The organism is Pseudomonas sp. SJZ080 (assembly GCF_007828295.1).
Taxonomy (GTDB): Bacteria; Pseudomonadota; Gammaproteobacteria; order Pseudomonadales; family Pseudomonadaceae; genus Aquipseudomonas; species Aquipseudomonas migulae_A.
Map to the genome: position 1 here is coordinate 125,990 of NZ_VIUK01000014.1, position 25,374 is coordinate 151,363.

Below are 25,374 nucleotides of genomic sequence, written 5' to 3' on the forward strand. Positions count from 1 at the left end.
AAAACCTCAGTCCTGCGCCACCACCTCGCGACCAAGTGCCGTCACCACGGCGCTCAGGCATTCCTCCCGTTGCAGGATATCGAAGTGGCTGGCGCTGACGGTTTGCACTTTGCGCAGCCGTGGTTGCTGACGCTCCAGCGTCGCGCGTTCGGCCGTCGGGTTGCCATCCGCCCACCAGCAGTACAGTTCGGCGTGCGGCAGCGGCAAGGTCTCGACCTGCCGCGACAGCGCCTTCAAGCGCGTGCTGACCATGAACGTCTGCGCCAACTCATCGGCCCCCAGCAATGCGTAACCGCTGGCCTGCTCGCCTTCGGTGTCGATCACTGTGCGAATGATCCGCGCGACTGCGTCCTGATCGCCCGAGGTTTCGACACTCAACGCCTGAGCAATCACGTCGCTGTCCATGCTCAACGTTGCCCCGAGGAACTCGCGCAGGTCCGCGCGCCACTCATCTGCACGGGCGACAGCGTTGGCCTGGGTCGGCACAAAGCTGTCCACCAGACCGACGAACGCCACACGCTGGCCCTGTTGTTCAAGCAGGTCGCCAACCATCAACGCCAGCGCCCCGCCCAACGACCAGCCCAGCAAATGGTACGGGCCTTGCGGTTGTTTGCGACGGATCGCTTCGACGTAGTCCGCCGCCATTTGCCGCAGCGAAGTGTCGTGCCATTGACGGTCGAGCAGCATGCGGCATTGCACGCCGTACACCGTGCGCAGACCTTCCAGTCGACGGGCCAAAGGCTCGTAGTCGAAGACGGTGCCGAACCCCGCGTGCAGGCAGAACAGCGCCGGTTGATCGTCCACTGGCTGGTTCAACAGCAGCAGCGGTTCAGGGCTCTGTTTGAGCGGTTGCTCATCGACGCCGGACAACCCGGCGATGGTCGGTTTGGCCATCATGTCGCGCAGTTTGAGCTGGAAGCCCGGCTCATTCAGCGCTCGCACTTTCGAGATCACCTTGAGGGTGCGCAGCGAGTCGCCGCCCAACTCGAAGAAATTGTCGGTGATGCCGACTTTGTCGACGCCCAGCACTTGCTGCCAGATCTCGGCCAGCGCCCATTCCAGCGGGGTGCGCGGGGCCACGTAGTCGCGGCCTTCGAAGGTTGGGTCCGGCAAGGCCTTGCGGTCGAGCTTGCCGTTCGGTGTCAGCGGGAAACGCGGCAACACCACGACCTGCGTCGGAACCATGTAATCCGGCAGGCTTTCACGCAAGGCCGCCTGGCAACGCGGGCCCAGACCGTCGTCCTCGGCAGCGACCACATAACCCACCAGTTGCGGACCCTGGCCACTGTCACGCACCACCACGAGGGCGTCGTTTACTCCGACCTGCTCACGCAGACGAGCTTCGATTTCACCCAGTTCGATGCGGAAGCCGCGCACTTTGACCTGATGGTCGATGCGTCCCACGTAATCGAATACGCCGTCCTCGCGGCGGCGCACCAGGTCGCCGGTGCGGTACAAGCGACCGCCGTCGCGGCTGAACGGGTCGGCGACGAAACGCTCGGCGGTTTGCCACGGGTGACGGTGGTAGCCACGCGCCACGCCACGACCGCCGATGTACAGTTCGCCGACCATGCCCACCGGCAACGGATTGAGGTCCATGTCCAACACATGCAGGCTGCGGGTGCCGACGCGGCAGCCAATCGGCGCATACATCGCCTCGCAGTGGCCGTCGGCAGCGATTTTCCACAGCAGCGGCGTGACCACGGTTTCCGTCGGGCCGTAACCGTTCACCAGGTATTGCGGTTTGAGCGTGTGCTTGACCCGTTCGAACGTGGCGTCCGGCACCGCATCGCCACCGAAGCAATAGATGCGCACCGGCGGTGGATCGCCGCCCTGCAACTCGGCGTGTTCGGCCAGTTGCAGCAAGTACGCCGGCGGGAAGCAGGCGACGGTGATGCGCTGACGGTGCAACACCGCCAGCGTCTGCTCGGCGGTCCACAAGGCGTTGTCGCGCACCACCAGGGTCGAGCCGCTGATCAGTGCGGTGATCCAGCGTTCATGGGCACCGTCGAAGGCGAACGACATGAAATGCAGTTCGCGATTGCCAGGGTCCATTTCATACAGCTCGGCAATCGCCTGCACGTGCATGCTCAACGGCCCGTGAGCCACAGCGACGCTCTTCGGTTTGCCGGTCGAGCCCGAGGTGTAAATCAGGTACGCCAGTTGCTCGGCGTGTACGTTGTTTTGCGGCGCCAACACCTCGACGTCGAGGTTCAAGCGATCCACGGCGACCATCGGCGTGCCCGGATTGAGCTGCGCCGTGTCACGCAAACGCTCCTGGGTCAGCAGCAAACGCATGTCGCTGTCGGCCATCATGTAGCGCAGGCGCTCCTGCGGATATTGCGGGTCCAGCGGCACGTACGCGGCGCCGCACTTCATCACCGCCAGCAGCGACACCACCAGCTCCAGCGAACGCTCCATGAACACGCCGACCACGTCTTCGGCCTGCACGCCCTGCTCCAGCAAGTGGACCGCCAGGGCATCGGAACGACGATCCAGCTCGGCATAACTCAAGCGCTCGGCATCGCGGTCGGCGTAACTGAGCACCAGCGCGGTGTGATCCGGTTGCAGACGTGCGCGCTCACGGATCAGCTCGTGCACCGGCCGTTCGTGGTCGTCGGCCAGCGTCGGCAGTTCGCCGTCGAGTTGCCGGCCTTGGTCCAGCGTCAGCAAACCGATCTCGCCCACGGCGCGCCCGGCGTTGTCGCACAGACGTTGCATCAGGCTTTCCATGTGGCTGCGCAGCACTTCGACGGTGGCCAGGTCGAACTGATCAAGCGGGTGCATGTACTCAATGCGCAGCCCTTCATCGAGGCTGACCATCAAGTCCATGGCGAAGCTGGTCAGGCCGAAATCGGAGACGTCTTCGAAGCGCAGGGAATCACCGTTCCACTCGCGCAACGTGCGGTCCACCGGCTGGTTTTCGAAAACGATGATGCTGTCGAACAGCGACTGCCCGCCCTGCCCGGCCCAGCGCTGAATATCGCTGAGCGGGGTTTGCTGGAAGTCGCGGATGTCGAGGTTGTACGCCTGGATCTCGCGTAGCCAGTCACCGACGCTTGCTTCGGTCGGCACGCTGTTGACCACCGGCAAGGTGTTGATGAACAGCCCGAGCATGTTCTCCGAACCGTTGAGGGTTTCCGGTCGGCCCGACACCGTGGCGCCGAACGTCACCGTGCGCTGGCCGGTATAACGCTGCAACAACAGCAGCCACGCGGCTTGCACCAGGGTGTTGAGCGTGACTTGCTGTTGCTGGGCAAACGCCTGCAAACGCGCGGTTTGCTGAGCATTCAGGTGCGTATAGATCGCGTGATAACCCGCTTGCGGCGCCTTCACCGGCAATGCGCGGGCCAGGTGCGTGGCGCCTTCGAGGGTCTTGAGCTTGTCTTTCCAGAACGCTTCGCTGGCCTCGACGGCTTGGTGACCGAGCCAGTCGATGTAGTCGCGATACGCGGCCACCGGTTCCTGCGCGTCGCCACTGTAATGACGCAGCACTTCACCGATCAGGCGAGACACACTCCAACCGTCCATGAGGATGTGGTGGTAGGTCCAGATCAGGCGATAACGGTCGTCTTCCAGACGCACCAGCAGCAAGCGCAACAACGGCGCGCGGTTCAGCGAGAAGCCACGTTCACGTTCATCAGCGGCCAATTGGCGCACACGCTCGGGCTGGTTATCCAGACCGCGCCAGTCGAGTTCGGTCAGCAGCGTCGGCGCATTGCGCAACACCACTTGCAGCGGCTCCTTGTCGCCCTCCCACAGGAACGCGGTGCGCAGGATCGCGTGACACTGCGCGGCGTCGGCCCAGGCTTCGCGGAAGCGCGGACCGTCAACGCCACGCACGCCCACTTCGATCTGGTTGACGTACAGCCCCGAGTCGCCGTCCTGCACCGAGTGGAACAGCATGCCCTGCTGCATCGGCGACAGTGGATAAACGTCGTCCACCTCGTCCGCCGTCAATTGCAGCGCCTGATATTGCGCTTCGCTCAGTTCGGTTTTCAGCGCTGGCGTATCCATGACCGGCGCCGCTTCCACGGCGTCCACTGCCTGGGCAACCGTCGCCAGTTCAGCGATGGTCGGGTGACTGAACACGTGTTTCGGCGAAATGCTCAGGCCGGCCTTGCGCGCACGGCTGACCGCCTGGATCGACACGATGGAGTCGCCGCCCAGTTCGAAGAAGTTGTCCTGAATGCCGACCTGCACTTCAAACAACGCCTGCCACACGTCTTGCAGCGTGGCCTCCACGGCATTGCGCGGTGCGACGTATTCACGCACGTGCTGATCGGGTTGTGGCAAGGCACGGCGATCGAGTTTGCCGTTCGGCGTCACGGGCAGTTGCTCAAGCACCAACACATGGCTCGGTTGCATGTGCTCGGGCAGCGCATTACGCAGGTGCTGCTTCAGCCCGTCGAGTGCCAACGACTGACCGACCACGTAAGCCACCAGTTGCTTGGATTTACCGACATCCAGCGCGATCACCACCGCCTCGCTCACCTGCGGATGTTCCAGCAGGCAGGCTTCAATCTCACCCAGCTCGATGCGCAAGCCACGGATCTTCACTTGATGATCGAGGCGACCGACGTATTCGATCACGCCGTCCTCGCGATAACGCGCCAGGTCGCCGGTGCGGTACAGGCGCTCGCCCTGCACGCCGAACGGGCTGGCGACAAAACGCTCGGCCGTCAGGTCCGGACGACGGTGGTAACCCCGCGCCAGGCCGACACCGCCCAAGTACAGCTCACCGACACAACCCGCCACTTGCGGTTGCAGGCTGTCGTCGAGGATGTAGGTCATCAGGTTGGCGATCGGGTAACCGATCGGCACGCTGATCGAGCCGTCATCGACGCACGTCCAGTGAGTCACGTCGATGGCCGCTTCGGTCGGCCCGTACAGGTTGTACAAACCGACGCCGGGCAGCACGCGGAACAGGCTGTTCTGCAAATCCGCCGACAGTGCCTCACCGCTGCACATGATCTGTCGCAGGCTGGCGCAACGCTCAAAGCCCTCGCCCTGAACAAACGCCTGCAACATCGACGGCACGAAATGCAGGGTGCTGACCTGATACTGCTCGATCAAACGCACCAGTTGCGCCGGGTCGCGATGGGCGCCCGGCTCGGCCACCGCAAGGCGTGCACCGACCATCAGCGGCCAGAAAAACTCCCACACCGACACGTCAAAACTGAACGGCGTTTTTTGCAGCACGGTGTCGCGTCCGTCCAGCGGGTACGCGCCCTGCATCCACTCGATGCGGTTGTACAACGCATCGTGACGGTTGGCTGCGCCCTTGGGTTTACCCGTAGAGCCGGAGGTGTAAATCATGTAGGCCAGCGATTGCAGCTCGACCACGCACGGCAGGTTTTCGTCGCTCAAGCCTTCGACTAACCGAGCGTTATCGTCCAGGCAGATCGCCGCGGTGCCCGCCGGAATCGGCAATTGCGCCAGCAGATGACGCTGGGTCAGCAGCACATGCACGCCGCTGTCCTCGAACATGTGCTCCAGGCGCTCGCGCGGGTAATCCGGGTCCAGCGGCACATAAGCGCCGCCGGCCTTCATGATCGCGAGCAAACCGATCACCAGTTCCAGCGAACGTTCGGCGGCAATGCCGACCAGCACTTCGGCGCCGACACCTTGGGCGCGCAGGTAGTGCGCCAGTCGGTTGGCCTGTTGATTGAGTTGACGATACGTCAGGGTCTGACCGGCAAAAACCAAAGCCCGGGCGTCCGGGGTTTTCAGCACTTGGGCTTCGAAGCACAGGTGGACCGGACGCACGTCGGGCCAGGTCACGGCGGTGTCGTTGAAGCCTTGCACTTGCTGTGCGGTCTGCGCAGCGTCGAGCAGGCTCAGGCGACCCAAGGCTAGTTGCGGTTCGCGCACCATGGCATCGAGCAACGCCACCAGACGCTTGCTCAGGCCGTCGATGGCCTCGGCGGTAAACAGCATGGTGTCGTAATTGAAACGCAGGTCCAGGCACTCGCCCAGCTCGGCGGCGATGGCCAGCGGGAAACTGGTCTGATCGTGATGGCTGATACCGGAGAACTTCAGCACGCTCGGATTACCACCCTCCAGTGCCTCGGCGACCGGGTAGTTTTCGAACACTAGCAGCGTGTCGAACAGCGACTCGCCGGAGTGCCCGGCCCAACGCTGTACATCCGCCAGCGGCGTGTATTCGACATCGCGCAATTTGAGATTGAGCGCCTGCACCTCATCCACCCATTGGCTGACCGTGCGCTCGGGGTGCGGCGTGGCGATCACCGGCAAGGTGTTGATGAACAGACCGACTTGCTGCTCAATGCCCTGCAACTCGCTCGGACGCCCCGACACCGTGGCGCCGAACGCCACCGTGCGCTGGCCGGTGTAGCGCTGCAACAGCAGCAGCCACGCCGCTTGCAGCAAGGTGTTCGGCGTCACGCGGGCCTGACGGGCAAACCCGCTCAGGCGTTCGCTGGCCGCCCGGTCCAGGCTCAGGTGAACGGTGCGATGACCGTCGCTCTGCCCTGCGACCGGTCCCGGCATCGCGCCGGCCAAACGGGTCGGCTCGTTGAACGCCTGCAACTGCTCCAGCCAGAACGCTTCGCACGCAGCGCGATCACGCCCGCCCAGCCACGTCATGTAATCACGATAACGACCGCCGCTCGCCACCGGCATCACGCCGGAGTAACGCTGCAACACTTCGCCGAACAGCTGCGAGGTGCTCCAGCCGTCGAGCAGAATGTGGTGGTTGGTGAAGATCAGGTGATGGGTGTCGTTCGCGGTCTGCACCAGGGTCAGGCGCAGCAACGGCGCGGCTGTCAGGTCGAAACCGCGCAGGCGATCGTCTTCGGCCAGACGGTCCAGGGCCAGTGCCTGATCCGCTTGATTGCGCCAGTCGAGCACGGTCAATGGCAGCGTGGCCTGGGCCAGAATCACTTGCAGCGGTCGCGAACCATTGCTCTCACTGAAGAACGCGGCGCGCAGCACTTCATGGTTTTCCAGCGTCTGTTGCCAGGCGCTGCGGAACGATTCGACGTCTATGCCCTGCACGTCCACGCGCATTTGCGGGATGTAAGCGCCGGCATCCGGGGCGAACAAACTGTGGAACAACATGCCTTCCTGCATCGGCGACAGCGGGAAGATGTTTTCGATTTCACGCATCGCCAGCGGCAGTGCATCGAGCTGCGCCTGATCGACGCTGACCAGCGGCACATCACTCGGTGTCAGGCCACCGGCACCGCTGAGGCAGTGTTCGATCAGCTGTTGCAGCTCGGCGGCATAGGCCTCGGCCAGACGCTGCACGGTGTGCTCGGCAAACACTTCGCGGCTGAAGGTCCAGCTCAGGCGCAGTTGCCCGGCGTAGACCTGACCATTAATGCTCAGGCCACGGTCTAGCGAGGCCGAAGCACCTTGCTCGGCACCACCGCTTTCCCGGGCCGGACGCCACGGTGCCTGCTCATCGAAACTGGCATCGAACTGGCCCATGTAGTTGAAGGTGATTTGCGGCTGCGGCAACGCCTCAAGACCGGCCTGCGCCAGATACCGCAGGATACCGAAACCGATGCCTTTGTCCGGTACGGCGCGCAGCTGTTCCTTGACCGCCTTGATGCTCCCCGCCAGATCGCTGGTCGGGGTCAACTTGACCGGGAAGATCGAGGTGAACCAGCCCACGGTGCGGGTCAGGTCGATGTCGTCGAACAGGTCTTCACGACCATGACCTTCCAGTTTGACCAGGGTCGAAGGCTGGCCAGTCCAGGCACCCAACACCCGCGCCAACGCCGTCAGCAACAGGTCGTTGACCTGCGTGCGGTACGCCGCTGGCGCGTCTTGCAGCAGTTGGCGAGTGAAGGTGCTGTCGAGCACGGTTTCCACGCTCACGGCATGTTCGCTGGCCAGACTGCCCTGTGGATGATCGGCGGGCAGGTCCACCACCACGTCGTGGTATTGGCGCTGCCAGTAATCGGCCTGACTCGCCAGTTCAGGGCTTTGCGCATGGATTTTCAAACGCGCCGCCCAGGCTTGATAGGCGCTGGATTTGGCCGGCAGGCGCAGGGGTTGCGCCTGACGCGCCTGGTCGTAGACCGTTTGCAAATCTTCGAGCAACAGACGCCAGGACACGCCGTCCACTACCAAATGATGCACCACCAACAGCAAGCGTTGACCGGCCGCGCCCATGTCCACCAGCAAGGCGCGCAACAGCGGGCCGTCGTGCAAATTCAGGCTGGCTTGTGCGGCGTTGCAGTGCTCAAGCAACTCGTCGGCCTTCGCGGCCTGACGCTGCCACAACAGTTCGGCGCTGTTCCAGTGCTCGGCCTGAGTTTGTTGCCACACGCCATCCACCTGACGCAATCGCAGGCGCAACGCGTCGTGATGTTCCAGCAGCGCGGCCAGTGCCTGTTGCAGGCAGGCGCTGTCGAGCGGTTCGCGAAGTTCCAGCAGTACCGACTGGTTCCAGTGATCGCGGGCCTCGATGGTTTGCTCGAAAAACCAGTGTTGGATCGGCGTCAGCAACACATCGCCGCGCACCGGTCCCTGATCGATGACCAGACCGGCACTGCGCTGAGCGACTTTCGCCAGGCTCTGCACGGTCTGGTGTTGAAACAGATCGCGCGGGCTGATGCGGATCCCGGCCTGACGCGCACGGCTGACCACCTGAATCGAGATGATCGAGTCGCCGCCCAGTTCGAAAAAGTTGTCGTCGATCCCCACGCGCTCAAGCTTGAGCACGTCTTGCCAGATCGTCGCCAGCGCGGCTTGCATCTCGTCCGCCGGTGCGGTGTAAACCTGTTGCGCCAACGCGGCATCAGGCTTGGGCAACGCGTTGCGATCGAGTTTGCCGTTGCTGGTCAGCGGCCAGTGATCGAGCTTGAGCAAATGCGCCGGCACCATGTAATCCGGCAGGCCCGCTTGCAGGTGTTCGCGCAACGACTGGCGCAGATCGGCGACGTCCTGAGTGACGGTGAACCAGGCGACCAATTGCTGACTGCCATTGATCTCGGGCGCCAGCACCAGCGCTTGTTCGATGGCCGGGTGATTTTGCAAGCGATCCTGAATTTCTCCCAGCTCGATGCGAAAGCCACGAATCTTCACTTGATGGTCGATACGCCCGGCGTACTCGATGCTGCCGTCGGCGCAATAGCGCGCCAGATCGCCGGTGCGATACAGGCGCGCACCCACTTCATCGGCGAACAAGTCCGGGACAAACCGCGTGGCAGTCAGGTCGGCGCGCTGGTGATAACCGCGCGCCAGTCCGGCACCGCCGACGTACAGCTCACCGACGCAGCCCTTGGCCACCGGGTTCAGGCGCGGGTCGAGCACGTACCAGCGCAGGTCGGCAATCGGCTCGCCCAGCGGCGAACTGTTGGCGCCGTCGAGGTCGGCGCGGGACAACGGCCGGTACGTCACGTGCACCGTGGTTTCGGTGATGCCGTACATGTTGATCAACACTGGCTGTTGCTCGTCGAACGCGTCGTACCACGCACGCAAGCTCGTGACGTCCAGCGCCTCACCGCCAAACACCACATAACGCAAGGCCAGGCCCTGGGCATTGGCGCAGGCGAACGGCATCAACTGGCGGAACGCCGACGGTGTCTGGTTGAGCACCGTGACCTGCTCATCGCACAGCAAGCGGGCGAAATCTTCCGGGGAACGGCTGATGGCGTGCGGCACCACCACCAGTTTGCCGCCGTAGAACAGCGCGCCAAAGATTTCCCACACGGAGAAGTCGAAGGCGTAGGAATGGAACAGGCTCCAGACATCGTCCGCGTTGAAACCGAACCAGTGTTCGGTGGTGCTGAACAGGCGGGTCAGGTTGCTGTGAGGCAGCAGCGTACCCTTGGGTTTGCCGGTAGAACCGGAGGTGTAGATAACGTACGCCAGGTTTTCCGGGTGGGTCAGGTTCGGCAGATTCTCGGCAGACGCTTCATTCAGCCAGTCACTGGCGTGGTCGAGGCAAATCGCTTCGATGCCTTCGGACAACGGCAGTCGCGGCAGCAGCGCAGAATCGGTCAGCAACAGGCGCGTGCCGCTGTCAGCCAGCATGTAGGCCAGACGGTCCTGCGGATATTGCGGGTCCAGCGGCACATAGGCGCCGCCGGCCTTGAGGATCGCCAGCACGCTGACGATCATTTCCAGCGACCGTTCCAGCGCGATCCCCACCAACACGTCCGGGCCGACGCCGCGTTCGCGCAGACGCTGGGCGATGCGGTTGGCCTGTTGGTTCAATTGCGCGTAGCTGAGGGTCACGCCGTCGCAAGTCACCGCGATGTTGTGCGGGTACGCGGCGGCCTGGGCTTCGATCAGTTGATGCGCGCACAGCGTATTCGATTCATGGGGCGCGGCCGACATGGCGCTGCGGTTCCAGTCCAGCAAAGTCGCGTGTTGCTCGCTTGGGGCGAGCATGCGCAGGTCCGCCAGCGCGACCGAGCCGTCGGCGCAGATCGCCTGCAACAGGTTCAGCCAATGTTGCCCCAGACGCTCGATGGTCGAAGCGTTGAACAATTCGGTGGCATAGACGAACGAGGCGTGAATGCCGTCGTCGCTCTCCACGGTGTCGAGCATCAGCTCGAACTTGGTGGTCTTTTCATCCCAGATCAGCGGCTCGACGCTCAGGCCCGGCAAATCCCAGCGCTGTTTGCCGCCAGCATCGCGCTGGTGGTTGAACATCACCTGGAACAACGGCGTGTGGCTCAGGCTGCGCTCGACGTCGAGGCCATCGACCAACTGCTCGAAAGGCAGATCCTGATGCGCCTGTGCGCCCAATGCCGCGGTTTTGACCTCGGCCAGCAATTGCAGAAATGGCTGATCGGCATAGGGTTGGGTTCGCAGCACCTGGGTGTTGACGAAAAAGCCCAGCAGGTTTTCCACGTCCTGACGGGTACGGTTGGCAATCGGCACGCCAACGCGAATGTCCCGTTCGCCGCTGTAGCGATGCAACAGGGTTTGCAACGCGGCCATCAGCACCATGAACAGCGTGCAGCCTTCGCGACGGGCGAGATCTTTCAGAGCAGACGCCAGGGCCGCCGGCACGTTCAGCTCGACGCTGGCGCCCTGCTGACTCGGGATCGCCGGGCGACGACGGTCGGTCGGCAGGTTCAGCGGCGGATGCTCGCGACCCAATTGTTCACGCCAGTACTCAAGCTGACGCTCGGCCTCGCCGGCTTCCAGCCACAGGCGCTGCCAGCGGGCGAAATCGGCGTACTGAATGCCCAGCTCCGGCAGTTGCGGCGATTGTCCGGCACTGAGTTGCGCGTAGAGCTGGGTGAATTCCTGCAACAGAATCGGCAGCGAACCGCCGTCAGTGACGATGTGGTGGAACGTCAACACCAGCACGTGCTGTTGCGCGTCGAGGCGGATCAACCGGCAGCGCATCAGCGGGCCGTGTTGCAAGTCGAATGGCTGCTCGGCGTTGAGGGCGATCTGGCGATGCAGTTCGGCCTCGTCGGCGGCGTTTGCCTCGACCAGCGGCGCGCCCATCTGCGGGTGGATTTTTTGCAGCACCTGCTGCTCATCGAACACGAAGGTGGTGCGCAGCACTTCATGACGCTGCACCAGCGCGGCGAGGGTTTGCGCCAGCGCTGCGCGGTTCAGCTCACCGCTGAGGCGAAAGGCACCGGTCAGGTTGTACGCGGTCGCCTGCGGCTGCATCTGCCACAGAAACCATAAACGCTGCTGCGCATACGACGCCGGCAACGTGTCGACCGCCGGGTCCCTTGGCGGAATCGGCAGCAGCTCGAGGGTCAGTCCCTGGGCGTGCATCTTTTCTTGCAAGGCACGCCGCGCGTCCAGGCTCAAGCCGCAGAAACGCTGGGCCAGGGTCATCATTCTGTCCGGTGCAGCACTCATCGCGTGTGTTCCTCATCCACTTCATCGAACAACGCTTCCAGCGCGTCTACATCGTTTTCTTTGTGTTCACTGTGCTGACGGAACTGCTCGATTTGCGCCGCCAGGCGTTCCAGGGTGTCGCCTTCGAAGAACAGCTTCAGCGGGATCGCCAGGTTCAGCTCTTCCTGAATTCGCGCGCGAATCCGCGTCGCCAGCAGCGAGTGACCGCCCAGCTCGAAGAAACTGTCGTGCACGCCGACCCGCTCCACGTGCAGCGCTTCGGCCCAGATCGCCGCCAGGACTTTTTCCAGGTCGGTGCGCGGGGCGACGAAGGCACTGCGGCGCACGTCAAGGTCGAGCAAGGCCTGGCGATTGAGTTTGCCGTTGGGCATCAGCGGGAAGCGCTCCAGCACCTGCAAGCGCGCAGGTTGCATGTGCTCGGGCAGCGCTTCGTTGAGGTGACTGCGCAATTCGTTGAGACGGATGTCGGCAGTGTCGGCCGGGGAAATCACGAAGCCCAGCAGTTGCGGGCCGGTCGGCGTTTCACGGGCGATGACCGCGGCGTCTTCGATGCCGGGCGCGCTGCGCATGGCGGATTCGATCTCGCCCAGTTCGATGCGGAAACCGCGGATTTTCACTTGATGATCGACCCGGCCCAGGTACTCCAGCACGCCATCGGCGCGGTAGCGTGCGAGGTCGCCGGTGCGGTACAGGCGCTGACCGGCCTGTTTTGCAAACTGGTCTGGAACAAAACGTTCGGCGGTCAGCGTGGCGCGCTTGAGGTAGCCGCGAGCGATGCCGGCGCCGCCGACATACAGTTCACCTTCGACACCCACGGCCACCGGCATCAGGTCCGGGCCGAGCACGTGAATGCGCATGCCCGCAATCGGCTGGCCGATCGGGACGGTGTCTTCATCCTGACCGAGCGGCAGTTCCCACGCCGAACACCAGACCGTGCCTTCCGTCGGGCCGTATTCGTTGACCAGCGCCACCTGCGGCAAGGCCTCGCGATGTCGTGCGACCAAGGCGTTGCTGCACGCTTCGCCGGCGACGATCACGCACGCCAGGGCATGGTCGCCGAGGTGTTCGAGAATCTGCGCGTGGTAAGACGGCAAGGTCAGGTAGTGGGAAATCTCTTCACGCTGGATCAGCGCCGCCAGCAGCGCCGGGTCCTTGTAGCTGTCTTCGTCCGGCAGGCACAGGGTCGCGCCCTGCCCCAACGCCCAGAAAACCCCGGCCACGGAGCTGTCGAACGAGAACGACGAGAGCATCAGGAACGCGCGCAGCGGCTGACGATAAAACGCGCTGCGTGCGAGGGTCGAGGCCACCGCGTTGGCGTGACTGATCATCACGCCCTTGGGTTTGCCGGTGGAGCCCGAGGTGTAAATGACGTAGGCCAGATTCGCGCTATCGCCCAGCGGCGTCGGCTGTTCTTGTGAGGCGGACCAGACCTCGGCATCGGCCATCAACGAAATCACTCGCTCACTGTGCAACGCCTCTGGTAGCGGCTGGCAGGCCAGGACCTGACGCGCAGCGGCGTCCCGCAACATAAACGTCAGACGGTCGATCGGGTAGTTGGGATCGAGCGGCAGGTAAGCGGCGCCGGCCTTGAGCGTGCCGAGCAATGCAATGACGATTTCCAGCGAACGCTGACCGTAGACCGCGACGATTTCGTCCGCCGCCACGCCTTGGGCGCGCAGGGTATTGGCGACTTGGTTGGAGCGTGCATCCAGTTCGGCGTAGCTCAGGCGTTGGCCATTGACGCTGACGGCGATGCGCTGCGGATACAGGCGTGCCTGTTCGCTGAACAGGTCTTGCAGGTAGCGATGCGGCAGTGCCTGCTCGGCGGCCAGCGGGTTGAAGTCTTCGATCAAACGGGTCAGTTGTACCGCGTTGACCTGAGTCGCCTGGCCCAACGTCAGCTCAGGCGAAGTCAGCAACTGGCGGCTGAATTCGACAAACTGCTCCAGCCAGGCCGCCAGCATCGACTCGGGCACTGCGCCGGCCAGGCACGACAGCTGCAAGTGCTCCCCCTGAACCCGCAGGCGCAGGACTTCCGGGTTGGCGTCGTCCACTTCGAGGTTCGTGTCGGCATCGGCCTGAAACACCAGGCCATAACGCAGCGGCGTTGCGACTTCGGCGCTCAGTTCAAACTCGTTGAGGCAGTCGAGCCAGGACAGCGATTGCTCGACGCTGCCAGCAAACGAGGCCAGCGCTTGCGCCAGGGTCTCGTTGCTGCGGTTGTCGAAGGCCACCGGCAAACGCCGGGCGAAACGCCCCAGTGTCGCGTCGGTCTGCTCGTTGCGCCCGGCCACTTCCCAGCCCATCAGCAACTTTTCCTGATTGCCGATGCGCGCCACAAACGCACTCCACAGCAACAACGCCACACGCTGCGCTTCGACACCTTGAGCGTCGGCCACCCGTAGCACTTCGGCCAGCCATGCCGCGTCGTCGTGCGTCGCCTGATGGCGAGCCAGCGTCACCTCAACCGCTTTTTCGAAAGGCAGACGATGGGCCTGCGCGAACTGCTGTTGCAGGTTGCGCCAGAACGCCGCGCCTTCATGGCCGATGTCTTCCTCGCGCAGTTCTTCCTGCCACGCGGTGTAATCCAGGTACTGCAAATCGTCCTGATTGTCGGCCAGCGTTTCGCCGCGCAGCAGGCTCGCCAGCTCCATCGACAGCACCCGCAGCGACACTTCATCGAGGCTGCTGGCCGGCGCCAGCAGCGTGACGAAATGCTGACCTTCTGCGGTTTGCACGGGCGTCACCACCAACACTCGAGCCGGATCGGCAGCCAGGGTTTCACGGCTGCGGCTCAGGGCTTCAGCCACCGAAGACACGTTATCCAGCAGCGTCATCGGCAGCTCATCACACAGGCTCTGTACCGGCCACTTCATGCCCGGCAAACGGCGATAGACCGTGCGCAGGGTTTCATGGCGCTGACCCAATTCATCCAGGGCAAAGCGCAAGGCCTGCGCCTCCACAACTTGGGCGACCGGCACGGTCAGGGCAGCGAACAAGCTCTGCCCGCCCAGCTCCTGAGCACGCAAATAGAAGGCTTGCTGGGCCGAAGTCTGGAAAACGTCTACCGAAGGTTCGAGGGCGGTGGTGTTCATGTCGAGAGTCCTTATTCCTGATCCAGGTCGGCGCTTTTCTGCGCGATGGCCATGGCCGTGAGGATTTTTCTGTAGCCAGTGAATTCGTTGCGCGCATGCACGCTGAGGATGTTGTCCAGCAGGACCACGTCGCCCTTCTCCCAGGCGAACTCGACCATCACGTCGCGATAGATGCCTTGCAGGTGGCGGATGACGTCATCCGGAATGACCGAACCGTCGCCGAAGAAGGTGTTTTGTGGCAGGTCCAGCGGGCCGAATTCACGCAGCAGGTTGTCGCGGATGCTGTCCGGCAGGGTCAGCGCGTTGAAGAAGGTGCCGTGGTTGAACCAGATGCGCTCGCCGGTCAGCGGATGGCGCACGATCGCCGGGCCGTCTTGCCGGGTGCGCAGGCGATTGCCCGGCTTCCACTCGGCCTGAATGCCGATCTTGGCGCAGTAGGCTTCGACTTCGCCGCGATCTTCGCTCTGGAACACGGTCTGCCATGGCAGCCCCATGCCGTCGCCGTAGTTGCGCACGTACATGATGCGTTTGCGCTGAAACGCCTCGCGCACCGCCGGATCGATGCGCGCGAGGATTTCGCGGGTGTCGCCGAACGGGGTTTCGCCGCCGGTGGTCGAGGGCGTATCGCAGTAGAAATACAAGTGACGCGGGAACACCGGCGAATAGGAATGCTCGTTGTGCGGGAAGATTTTCTCCGCTGCCGGGTAGTCGGTGGAGCTGTAGATCTTGAACTGACCGCTGATCTGGGTTCGTGGCGAAGCGCGGAACAGGTATTCCAGGGCACCGTCGGAAATCGCCGCCACGCAGCGGTTGAACTCGGCAATGTCGGCCACCTGGAAGCCACGGAACAGAATCACTGCGTGCTCTAGCAGCTTGCTTTCGATCAGCGCGCGATTCTCCGTCGCCCACTCCACCAGGCTCACGCCGGGCACCGCCGGGCGGCACACCAGGGGCATGCTGACGCCGTCGAACATCGGCGCAAAACTCACCAGCCGGGTCGGGTCGGTGGACAGGCTCTTGCGCGCACCGCGGCCGATTTTGGGAATGGACTTGGTGGTTGAAACAGTCATAAACCCCTCCAGAAAATGATGACGGCGACGCCCGGTTGACGCCGCCGCAATAAATCAGTCCGCCGCGGTCTGCGCTGCCGGCGTGCCACGCATCGCCGAGCGGCGCTTGATCGCCATGGGCCCGCCCAGCAACGCCTTGCGTTGTTCGTTCAGGCGCGCATCGGCGCGGCGCTGCACATCGGTGGCCAGGTCCAGCAATTGGCTGACCGTCAGCTCGTCAGCGCGCAACAACGCTTGCAGTACCGCCTCGATTTGTTCGAACAGGCTTTGCAGCGTGCTCGGCAAGTACTGCCCGGCGGGTGTTTCGACACTCAGGTGAATGTGTTCGGCCTCGTTATAGAACGCAGCGACCATGCCGATCTCGGCGGCTTGACGGCCCGACGGGAAGTCCTCGACCAGCAGGCCGTCCATGGACGGCAAGCGACCGACGCCTTCCTGGTAGATCAACTTGATGTCGAACAACGGCGAACGTCCGGCCCGGCGTGGCAAACGCAACGCTTCCACCAATCGCTCGAACGGCAGGTCCTGATGGTCCGAAGCCTCCAGAACCGCACGGCGACAGGCTTGCAACAGTTGCCCGGCAGCCTGGTCGGCATCGACCTCCACTTGCAGCACTAACTGGTTAACGAAGAAGCCGACCATTTGTTCAAGCTCAACTTGATTTCGGTTGGCGACATCGGTGCCGATGCGCACGCGACTGACCTCGGTGCGCTGACGCAACACCAGGGTGAAGCCGGCCAATAGCACCATGAACAACGACAATCCACGCTGTTGGGCGAAGTCGCGCAACTGCTGACTCAAGGTCGAATTCAAGGTGAAATGCTGGCTGGCGCCTTCCTGCGACTGACGCTGATCGCCGTCGCCCGGCAGCTCCAGTACGGCTTGCGGTTGCCCGAGGCGCGCGGTCCAGTAATCGAGCTGACGTTGCAGCTCGCCGCCCTGCTCCAGCCACTGACGCTGCCATTTGGCGAAGTCGGCGTATTGCACGACCTGCTCCGGCAACTGCGCGACACCACCCCGGTTGAGGGTCGGGTACAGCGTGACGAATTCATTGATCAGTATCCGGAACGACCAGTCATCCGCCGCGATGTGGTGCACCGTCAGCAGCAGCACATGCTCCTGATCCGCGACCTGCAACACCCGCACCCGCAACAACGGCCCATTGCGCAAATCGAACGGCCGGGCGACTTCTTCACGGGCCAGTTGCGCGGCGTCGACGTCCGGCGCCGGCAAATGCCGCAGGTCGCTGGCGACGAAGTTCAACGGCAGTTCGGCGTGTACCCGCTGCCAGGCCTGACCGTCTTCATCAACGAATGTGGTACGCAACACGGCGTGGCGTTGCACCAAGATCTCGAAGGTCTGCTGCAGTGCAGAGAGGTTCAGATCCCCACGCAAACGCAAGGCGCCGGGCATGTTGTACATCGAGCTGTCCGGTTCCAGGTTCCACAGGAACCACAACCGCTGCTGGGCGAAAGACAACGGCTGGCGTTCGCCGGAGTGGTTCGCCACCAGCGCCGGGCGTTCGCAGACATTGGCGTCGTGCCGCAGCCCTTGTACCTGAGCGGCGAAATCCTGCAGGCGCGGGTATTCGAACAGGCTGCGCAAACTCACCGACAGGCCCAGGCGTTGACGAATCTGCGAGACGATCTGCGTGGCCAGCAGCGAATGACCGCCCAACTCGAAGAAGCTGTTTTCGCGATCGACACGGGTGACGTGCAACACCTGCTGCCAGATCTGCGCCAGCTCGATTTCCAGCTCGCCTTGCGGCGCGCTGCCGGCCACGGCTTCCCAGACCTCTGGCGCCGGTAACGCGGCGCGGTCGAGTTTGCCGTTGCGGTTAAGCGGCAATGCGCTCATCACCACCAGTTGCGCCGGCAGCATGTACTCCGGCAGGCGCTCGCCCAAGGCGTGGCGCACGGTTTCGGTGAGTGGCCGCGCATCGACGTTGGATTGCGTCGGCACGACATAGCCGATCAGTTGCTTGCCGCCGACGCCTTCGTGCACCAGCACTGCCGCTTCGCTGATCATCGGCAAGCCTTGCAGGTGCGCTTCCAGTTCACCGAGCTCGACGCGGAAACCACGGATTTTCACTTGGTGATCGATGCGTCCCAGGTACTCCAGCGCACCGTCTTCGCGATACCGCGCCAGGTCGCCGCTGCGATACAAGCGTGCACCCGGGGTGGTGGAAAACGGATCGGCGATGAAGCGTTCGGCACTCAGCCCCGGACGCTGGTAATAGTGCTGGGCAATGCCGGCGTCACCGCCGATGCACAACTCGCCCACGCAACCGGTTGGCAGCAGATGGCCCTCGGTGTCGAGCACGTACAGCGCTCGACCGGGCAAGGCGCGGCCAATCGGCACGCCGATCAGGTTTTGCGTGTCGGCCAGGGTGCACAGGTGAGTGCTGGAGACCACGGTGGCTTCGGTCGGCCCGTAGGTGTTGAGCAGGCGTACGTCGCCGAGACCGGCGGCATGCCAGAGTTTCAGGCCTTCCAGCGACATGGCTTCGCCGCCGACGTGGACCTGACGCAGCCGACCTTTGTCGCGCTGAGGTTGCGCGGCCCATTCCTGGGCCAGCAAGTACCAATAGGCCGCCGGCAAGTCCGCCAGGGTCACGCCCTGTTCAATGATCTGCCGGTACAAGGTGTCGGTGTCCCACAGCTCATCGCCGCGCAACACCAGCGCCGCCCCCACGCACAGCGGCGGGTAGCACTGCTCGACAAAGCCGTCGAAGCTGAACGTGGCGAATTGCAGCACGCGGTCGTCGGCGCTGAGTTGCGAATAGTCCGCCGCAATCACGCAAAACTCGCGCAGCGCGGCGTGGGCCAGGCACACGCCTTTCGGCCGGCCGGTGGAGCCCGAGGTGTAAATCAGGTAGGCGAGGTCTTCGGCACAGGCGAGGTTGACCGGGTTGGCCGTTGAATAGCCGGCCAGCGACGCCGCCGTCAGCGCCAGACGCGGCAAGCCATCGGGCAACGCGACATCAGCCAGCAGTTCCGGTTGCGCCAGCAGCAGATCCATCCCGCTGTCTTCGATCATGTAGGCCAGGCGTTCGGCCGGGTAGTCCGGGTCCAGCGGCACATAACTGGCGCCGGACTTGAGGATGGCCATGAGGCTGACGATCATCTGCGCATTGCGCCGCACCGACAGGCCGACCCGTTGCCCCGGCGCCACACCGTGCTCGCGCAGGCGATGGGCAAGCTGGTTGGCCTGGGCGTTGAGCTGTGCATAAGTCAGGCGTTCGTCGCCGACGATCACGGCCAACGCATCGGGCGTGCGGGCCGTTTGCTGCTCGAAACGTTGATGCGCCAGCAACGGACTGTCCAGCAGCGGCGCGGCGGGACGCGAGCCGAGCAACACCTGGGCTTTTTGCTGCGCGTCCAAGAGGCCGACGGCGCCCAGCACCTGTTGCGGCTGCGCGACGAATTGCTCCAATACATGCAGCAGGTTCGCGCCCAGCCGCTCGATCTGCGCGGTGCCGAACAAGGCCTGATCGAAACTGAATTCCAGACGCAGGCTGGCGCCGACTTCGATGCCGAGGGTCAGCGGGTAGCTGGTGATTTCGTGATTGCGCAGTGCACCGAAGGCCAGGCCCGCCGGCGCGCCTTGCTTGAGGGCTTCGGCCACCGGGAAGTTTTCAAACACCAGCAAACTGTCGAACAGCGCGTTGCCCTGCTGCCCGGCCCAGCCCTGAATGTCGTAAAGCGGTACATGCTCGAACTCGCGCAGGCTCAGGTTCAAGGCTTGCAGCTCGTCGAGCCATTGGCTGACCGGTTGTGCGGAGTGTGGCGTGGCGATGATCGGCAAGGTGTTGATGAACAGGCCCAACTGTTGCTCGATGCCCGGCAACGGTGCGGATCGCCCCGCAATCGTCGCACCGAACGCCACGCACGATTGACCGGTGTAGCGCTGCAACAACAGACTCCACGCGCCCTGCAACAGGGTGTTGAGGGTGATTTTCTGCTGCCGGGCGAACTCGGCCAGGCGCTGCATCGCAGTGCTTTCCAGCGTCAGGTGATGCTCGCCCATGCCGCGCCCCTCGACCGGTGTCGGCAAGGCTTGCGCCAGCAGCGTCGGCGTTTCGAGGGCGGTGAGCGCCTGCTTCCAGAACTGTTCGCCCGCCGTCAGTGGCTGCTGCTGAATCCAGCCCAGGTAGTCGCGGTATTGCCCCAGAGGTTTGGCCAGTGTCTGCCCGGCGTAATGCTGAATCACTTCGCCGAGCAACTGCGCGTTGCTCCAGCCATCCATGAGGATGTGATGACTGGTGTAGATCAGGTGCCAGGCGTCGCCGTCTTGACGTACCAGCATCAGGCGGAACAGCGGCGCGGCACTGAGTTCGAAACCACGGCTGCGCTCTTCGGCGGCCAGCGCATCGAGGTCGATATCGGCCGCTTCGATCACCTGCAATTGCAGGTCGATCTGGCGATGAATCACCTGATGCGCGCACTCCAGACCTGACCAGTGGAAGCTGCTGCGCAGAATGTCGTGACGGTTGATCGCCGCCTGCCACGCCCGACCGAAGGCCGCCAGTTCAAGCCCCCGGATATCCAGGCGCAGTTGGTTGATGTAGGCCTCGGCCTGTGGCTCATACAAGGTGTGGAACAGCATGCCCTGCTGCATCGGCGTCAGCGGATAAATGTCCTCGATGGCCGGTGCCGCGACGGGCAGTGCGTCCAGTTGCGCCTGGTTGATCCGTGCCAGCGGGAAGTCCGACGGCGTGACCTGGCCGGCCGGTGTGGCGCAGCAATGTTCGATCAGCGCGGTGAGTTCTTCGGTGTAGGCATCGGCCAGTTGCTGCACGGTGCTGTCGGCGAACATGTCGCGACTGAAACCCCATTGCAAAGAGAGTTGACCGCCATAGACCTGGCTTTCCAGCGTCAGCCAGTTGGCCAGCGGCGCCTCGTCACCCTGGGCCTGACCGCCACCTTCCAGCGCCGGTACAAACAGCGCATCGTCATCGAACTGGCGGTCGAACTGACCGAGGTAATTGAAGGTGATCCGTGGTGCCGGCAACCGTTGCAAGGTCTCCCGCTGGGCCGGCTCGCCGAGGTAGCGCAGCAAGCCATGACCCAGCCCTTTTTCGGGGATGGCGCGCAGTTGTTCCTTGATCGCCTTGATCGCATTCGCCGTGTCGGCCTGAGGTCGCAGGCGCACCGGGAACAGGCTGGTGAACCAGCCCACGGTACGCGTCAGGTCGAGGTCGTCGAACAGGTCTTCACGGCCATGGCCTTCAAGCTGGATCAGCGTCGAGTGATGCCCAGTCCAGCGGCAGATCACCCGCGCCAGCGCCGTCAGCAGCAAGTCATTGACCTGAGTGCGATAGGCCGACGGCGCCGTTTGCAGTAATTGCCGCGTCAACCCGGTGTCGAGCTTCGACTCGATCTTGTGGCCGTGGCGATGCTGCAGGCTGCCCAGCGGGTTTTCGCACGGCAGGTCGCGGGCATCGGCGTGTTGCGCCTGCCAATACGGCAATTGCTCGCTCAGCGTGCGGGCATGTTCTTGCAGATGACTGGCCCAGCTTTGGTAGGCGCTGGTTTTGTCAGGTAACGTCGCGGCGCCGCCACTCGCCAACTGCGCATAAGCCTGCTGGAGGTCTTCGAGCAGTACTCGCCAGGACACGCCGTCCACCGCCAAATGGTGCACCGCCAGCAACAGGCGTTGCGTGCCGTCGTCGAGACTGACCAGCAAAGCGCGCAGCAACGGCCCGTCGGCCAGATCAAGGCTGCGTTGCGCTTCGTCGCAAAGGGCCGACAACACCTCGGTCGACGACGCCCGCCGCTGCCACAACCCCGCCGTTTCGACCGGAGATCCATGGCGCTGCTGCCAGCCATCGACACCTTGGGAGAAACGCAGACGCAAGGCATCGTGATGGTTGATTACCGCGACCAGTGCAGCTTCAAGTGCTTCAGGGTTCAGCGCCTCGCGTGGCGTCAACAACAAGGATTGGTTCCAGTGTTGCGGCTGCGCGATGGCTTGTTCGAAGAAGTAATGTTGCGCCGGGGTCAGTACCGCCTCGCCGCTGACCGGCCCTTGGTCGATGGAACTGCGGTTGTCGAACGCCGCCACCAGCGCGAGGCTGCGCACGGTCTGGTACTGAAACAGGTCGCGTGGGCTGAGACGGATGCCGGCCTGACGGGCGCGGCTGACCACTTGAATGGAGATGATCGAGTCGCCGCCCAGCTCGAAGAAGTTGTCTTCGAGGCCCACGCGCTCCAGGCCCAACACGTCCTGCCAGATCTGCGCCAGCGCCGTTTGCATGGCGTCTTGCGGCGCGACGAACACTTGTTGCGGCGCCGCATCCGGTTGCGGCAGGGCCTTGCGGTCCAGTTTTCCGTTGGCAGTCACCGGCAAGGCATCCAATGGCATCAGGTAGGTCGGCACCATGTATTCCGGCAAGCTGCTCAGCAGCCAGGCCTTTAGGGTTTCCGGCCACTGCGCCTCGGCGTTTTCCAGCACCAGGTACGCCACCAGATGCTTGCCGCCCTGCACCAGCACCACGGCTTCGCGCACCAGCGGATGCTGCATCAGGCGGGTTTCGATTTCCCCCAACTCGATACGCAGCCCGCGCAGTTTCACTTGATGGTCGAGACGGCCGAGGTATTCGATCACCCCATCGGCACGCTGGCGTACGCGGTCGCCGGTTCGGTACAGACGCGCACCGTCATGGAACGGGCACGGCACAAACCGCTCGGCGGTCAGCCCCGGACGGCGGTGATAACTGCGCGCCAGACCGGCGCCACCCAGGTACAACTCTCCCGCCACGCCTGCCGGCACCGGCAGCAACTGCGCATCCAGAACATGGGTGCGCAGGTTGGCAATCGGCCGGCCGATGGGCACGCTGTCGGCGCCTTCGTCGACGCAGGTCCAGTGCGTCACGTCGATGGCCGCTTCGGTCGGCCCGTACAAGTTGTACAACCCGGCGCCCGGCAGCTTGGCGAACACTCGAAGCTGGGCGTCCAGCGGCAGGGCTTCACCGCTGCAGGCGATGCGTGTGAGGCTGGTGCAGGCTTCAACGCCCGGTTCGTGGATAAACGCCTGAAGCATCGACGGCACAAAGTGCAAGGTGCTGATGCCGAACTCGCCGATGAGGCGGATCAACCGCGCCGGCTCGCGATGCGCGCCCGGCGGCGCCACCACCAGACGGGCGCCGGTCATCAACGGCCAGAAGAATTCCCAGACCGACACATCAAAACTGAACGGGGTTTTCTGCAACACCGAGTCGCTGCCGTCCAGCCCATACGCCTGTTGCATCCAGCACAAACGGTTGACCAGCGCCGCATGGCTGTTGCCGGCGCCCTTGGGTTTGCCGGTGGAGCCGGAGGTGTAAATCACGTAGGCCAGGTTCAGCGGATTCACCGACACCTGCGGGCAGGTTTCGCTGTAAGCGTCCAGCCAGCCCTCGTCCTGATCCAGCGCGATGACCTTGATGTCTTCGGTCGGCAGCGTGCCAACCAAAGCGCTTTGGGTCAGCAATACACCGATCGCGCTGTCGTCGATCATGTAGGCCAGGCGCTCCGCCGGATACTCCGGGTCGAGCGGCACATAGGCGCCGCCGGCCTTGAGAATCGCCAACAGGCCAATGACCATTTCCAGCGAACGCTCGACGGCGATCCCCACCAGCACATCGGGGCCGACACCCTGCTCGCGCAGGTAATGAGCCAATTGACTGGTGCGCGCATCGAGCTGTGCATAAGTCAGCTGACGGTCGCCAAACACCAGCGCCGGCGCTTCGGGTGTGAGCAAGGCCCTGGCGTGAATCAATTCATGAACGCATTGTTCGACGGGATAAGTTTCGGCGGTGCGGTTCCAGTCGTGCACCAGCACCTGCTGCTCATCCGCCGCCAGCATCGGCAGCTCGCCGACCCGCTGATTCGAATCGACCACCATCGCCTGCAGCAGGCGCGTCCAGTGCTGCGCCATACGCGCGATGGTCGGCGCGTCGAACAGGTCGCTGGCGTAGGTCAGCGCGGCGTGCAGCTTGCCGCCCTTTTCATAGGTGTCGAGGGTCAGGTCGAACTGCGTGGTGCGCCCTTCCCACTCGATCGCACCCAATACCAGGCCGGAAGCGGTGCTGATGCTGGACATGTCCGCGACTTGCGGCTGGTGGTTGTACATCACCTGGAACAGCGGCGTGTGGCTGAGGCTGCGTTCCAGTTTCAGCGCTTCGACCAGACGCTCGAACGGCAGGTCCTGATGGGCCTGGGCACCGAGGGCGGTTTCCTTGATGGCGCGCAGCAAATCCTCGACGCGGGTGTGGCCATCGAGCTGGGTACGCAGCACTTGGGTGTTGACGAAGAAGCCGATCAGGCCTTCGATTTCCGCACGGTTGCGGTTGGCAATCGGCACGCCGACACGGATGTCGGTCTGCCCGGTGTAGCGATGCAGCAGCGCGTTGAACGCACCGAGCAACAGCATGAACAGGGTGATGTTGTGTTTTTGCGCGGTAGCGCGCAGTTGCTCGGCCAGTTGGGGGTCGACGGCAAATTCGTAGCGGGTGCCGCGATAGCTCGGGATCGCCGGGCGCGAGTGGTCGGTGGGCAGTTCCAGCACCGGGTGTTCGTCACCGAGTTGCGCTTGCCAGTACTCCAGTTGACGCGCCTGTTCACCCGCTTCCAGCCAGCGGCGTTGCCACAACGCGTAGTCGCTGTACTGGATCGGCAATGGAGCAAGTTGCGGTTGTGCACCGGCCTCGAAGGCGTCGTAGCAGCGGATGAATTCATCGATCAGCACGTTCATCGACCAACCATCGGAAACGATGTGGTGCAGGGTCAGCAGCAGGACGTGTTCCTGTTCGGCGAACTTGAGCAACGTCACGCGCAGCAACGGGCCGACAGATAAATCGAAGGGCAGTACCGATTGTTCCTCGGCCGTTTGGGCGACAGCCCGTTCGCGCTCCGTGGCCGGCAACGCGCTGAAGTCCACATGATTGATCATCAGCGGTGCGCTGGCCGGCACTTGTCGCAGGTTGCCATCGGCCTGGCGCTGGAACACCGTGCGCAGGGTTTCGTGACGATCCACCAGGCCGACAAAAGCCTGCTCCAGCGCAGGCCGGTTCAACTGCCCGGTCAGACGCACCGCGCCCGGCAGGTTGTAGGCGCCACTGTGCGCGTCCAGTTGCCAGAGAAACCACATGCGTTGCTGAGCGTACGACAACGCCTGGCGATCCTCGGCCTCGACGCCGGCAGGAATCGGGAACCGGGCGAAATCAATACCTTCCTTTTGCAAGGCCGCAAGGAACATCTGGCGCTTTTCCAGGGGCAACCCGATAAACCGGCGAGCAAGTTTCATGGAGTCTTCAGCATTCATTTCTAAGCATCCGGATCAGTGGCGGGAAGCACAAAGGCACGTCGTCCCTATAAAACGAATGCAGACCGGAAAAATTAGCGAATGAGAAT

At 63.5% G+C, this 25,374-nt stretch carries 4 protein-coding genes; all 4 read right to left on the reverse strand.

Translation table 11 applies throughout. The features are described from left to right. Positions 1-6 precede the first annotated feature (6 nt). Genes FBY04_RS19165 through FBY04_RS19180 form a run of 4 tightly spaced genes read right to left on the reverse strand, consistent with a single transcriptional unit; the run spans position 7 to position 25,285 of the window. The gene (locus tag FBY04_RS19165) at positions 7-11,814 is read right to left on the reverse strand and encodes an amino acid adenylation domain-containing protein (RefSeq protein WP_145316254.1); all 11,808 of its coding nucleotides are present in this window, start codon (positions 11,812-11,814) and stop codon (positions 7-9) included. Beyond that, positions 11,811-14,909: an amino acid adenylation domain-containing protein gene (locus FBY04_RS19170; RefSeq protein ID WP_145316256.1), complete on the reverse strand. Its 3,099-nt coding sequence runs from the start codon at positions 14,907-14,909 to the stop codon at positions 11,811-11,813. The genes FBY04_RS19165 and FBY04_RS19170 overlap by 4 nt, the downstream gene beginning before the upstream one ends. Positions 14,910-14,920: 11 nt before the next feature. Then, the gene (locus FBY04_RS19175; protein WP_145316258.1) at positions 14,921-15,979 is read right to left on the reverse strand and encodes a TauD/TfdA family dioxygenase; all 1,059 of its coding nucleotides are present in this window, start codon (positions 15,977-15,979) and stop codon (positions 14,921-14,923) included. A 54-nt stretch (positions 15,980-16,033) separates the two neighbouring features. Then, entirely contained in the window at positions 16,034-25,285 is a 9,252-nt protein-coding gene (locus tag FBY04_RS19180; RefSeq protein WP_145316260.1) for a non-ribosomal peptide synthetase, read from the reverse strand. Positions 25,286-25,374: the final 89 nt, after the last annotated feature.